The sequence below is a fragment of the Deltaproteobacteria bacterium genome (assembly GCA_009930495.1).
Classification (GTDB): Bacteria; Desulfobacterota; Desulfovibrionia; order Desulfovibrionales; family Desulfomicrobiaceae; genus Desulfomicrobium.
Window position 1 is genome coordinate 1 of record RZYB01000357.1, and the last position, 1,634, is coordinate 1,634.

Consider the following 1,634-nt stretch of genomic DNA (forward strand, 5'->3'; position numbering starts at 1 on the left):
CCGCCCAGGGCCAGACCGCGCTCATCGTCGATGTCGGCGGCACAACCACGGATATCACCCTGATCCGCGACGGCGCACCGGTCATTCGCGAGGAAGGCATGGTCATCGGCTCTTGGCGGACCCACGTTCAGGCCGTGGAAATGTACACCGTGGGACTGGGCGGCGACAGTCTGACCACGCTGGACGCCAGCGGGCATTTCACCCTGGGGCCAGCGCGGGTCATGCCCCTGTGCCAAGCCCATCTTCATGCCAAAAGCCCGGTTCTGGACATTTTACGCGACCCCGAGTCCTGGATCGGACCGGATCTGGCCGCCCAATGCGTGGCCCTGGCACCCGGAGTCCGGCCCGGTGACGACCCCATCTCAACATGGCTGGCAGCCAATGGTCCGGCCACGCCGGCGCAACTGCGCCAGGAACTGGGTCTGGCCGAATCCAGCCTGGACAAGACCATCGCCCGGCTGCAGGCCGGGCGCAAAATCATCGCCTGCGGATTCACGCCCACCGACGCCCTGCATGTGCTGGGGACGCTTCACTTGGGCGAGACCGCGCCTGCCCGACGCGGCGCCGGGGTTCTGGCCGCGCGCCTTGGCCTTGCTCCGGATACTTTTTGTTCCCGGGTGCTGGAACAGGCCAGTCAGACCATCGCCACGACCATCCTCACGGCCTTGAGCAACCGCGAGGTCGGCCCGGCCCTGGCCCAATTCGTCACCCGGCCAGAGCCCAACCCGCTTCTGGACATCGCCATCCGCCTCAAGGCCCCCGTCATCGGCATCGGAGCGGCCGCGCCGTTTTTGCTGCCGGCCGTGGCCAAGTCACTGGGAACGACCGTCGCCTTCCCGGACCATTTCGCCGTGGGCAATGCCGTGGGCGCGGCCCTGATGGACCGGCCCCAACTAACCACAAACCAAGGATAATATAATGGAATACAAGGAACAGTGTTTCGCGGCGGCCATGGAAGTCTGCAGCGAAAGCGAGCTGGCCGAAATCGTCCACGCCTGGGTACCGGGCGGACCGGGTTATGTCGTCCATGCCTGGGCCGAAATCGAGGACGGAGTTTACGACCTGACAGAAGCAAACCGTCCGTTCCCCAAAGCCGAATACTACGCCCGTCTGGGCGTGACCGAAGACCTGCTCAAACGCTACGGCCGGGTGGAATTCTTCACCCTCATGGCGGAAACCGGCAGCATGGGCCCCTTTGACGCGGACTTCTTCTTCGCCGCCCAGACCAGCGGCCATCCACTGCGGCGATAACGCCAAATCCCGCGTGTCACATTGGTGCAGCGCATATCAAAAAATAACGCGCTTCGCCGAAAACGCCGCGACAGGCTCATGTATTTATCGCAGCCTCCATCCCAATTCTCAAAAAAAGGGGGAGCATGCTCCCCCTGGCTCTTATACTATCGATGCCCCGTTAAACCTTCTTGGGCTGCTTGTCCTGTTTTTGCTTCTCCTTCATGGCCTGCTTGCTGGCTTTCTGTTTCTGCATTTTTTCCTTGTCTTTCTTGCCGCCTTTGTCACCCATGATATTCTCCTTTGTCGTTGTTGTTGACACAGTGCTCCCGGCCCAAAACCCCAACATGGAAAGAAACTGGCCGGAAGTAGCCATGGATAGGGACTTGCGAACTGCATAGCAG

2 protein-coding genes are annotated in these 1,634 nt (G+C 61.7%); both read left to right on the forward strand.

What is annotated here, in order from left to right:
* A partial coding sequence (locus EOL86_14645) for a hydantoinase/oxoprolinase family protein (protein ID NCD26810.1) occupies nt 1–914 on the forward strand: 914 nt, incomplete at its 5' end.
* Between the two features lie 4 nt (nt 915–918).
* Nucleotides 919–1,251 (forward strand): hypothetical protein, encoded by a 333-nt coding sequence (locus EOL86_14650; protein ID NCD26811.1) that lies wholly within the window; start codon nt 919–921, stop codon nt 1,249–1,251.
* Nucleotides 1,252–1,634 lie beyond the last annotated feature (383 nt).

Bases quoted from the DNA above. Each gene is read 5' to 3' on its own strand.
- EOL86_14650 (NCD26811.1), top strand. From the start codon at position 919: ATGGAATACAAGGAACAGTGTTTCGCGGCGGCCATGGAAGTCTGCAGC.